The following is a 557-nucleotide window of genomic DNA, read 5'->3' on the forward strand; positions in this document are numbered from 1 at the left end:
TTACGTGTTGCCGGACAAAACCTCGAAGGCGAATACGTCGAGAAAACGGTACGTCTGCCATTCGAAGACAGAGCAACGACGGCTGAAGAGCGTATCTCTTCAATGGGTCTGATGCTGACTGAGAACGACGGCAAAATGGTCGTCGACATGGTTGAATTTGGTAGCCCTGCGGAGTCATCTGGTATCGACTTTGATTGGGAAATCAAATGGGTCGTTCAAGACGCGGATCGTCCAATGAAAGAATGGGTATTTGTACCTTGCTTGATTCTTCTGCTGGTACTTGCCATGAACCAAAAACGTCGTGCTCGCAAGGAACAACTGAGCGCATAACCGATTTGGCCCCGCGGATCTGGGGCCTTAGTGAGAGACATTGAATGTATAAACAAATTCTTGTTCCGGTTGATCTAAATGACCAAGGCTTCTCAGACCGAGCGGTTGAACTGGCGGTGTGGCAAGCAAAACAAGCAAACGCAGAAATCCACCTGCTCACTGTTTTGCCAGGTATTCACATGTCGATGGTCGCCACTTACTTCCCAAAAGACGCAGCGGCGAAAATG

Annotated in this window: 2 protein-coding genes; both read left to right on the forward strand. The window is 49.0% G+C overall.

The annotated features are described in order from the left end of the window. On the forward strand, positions 1–330 hold a 330-nt coding region (locus R7R78_RS28580; RefSeq protein ID WP_031782161.1), incomplete at its 5' end, for a DUF3394 domain-containing protein. Between the two features lie 44 nt (positions 331–374). After that, the coding region (locus R7R78_RS28585; protein WP_225474908.1) for a universal stress protein at positions 375–557 on the forward strand (183 nt) is incomplete at its 3' end.

Source organism: Vibrio sp. 2134-1 (genome assembly GCF_033339495.1).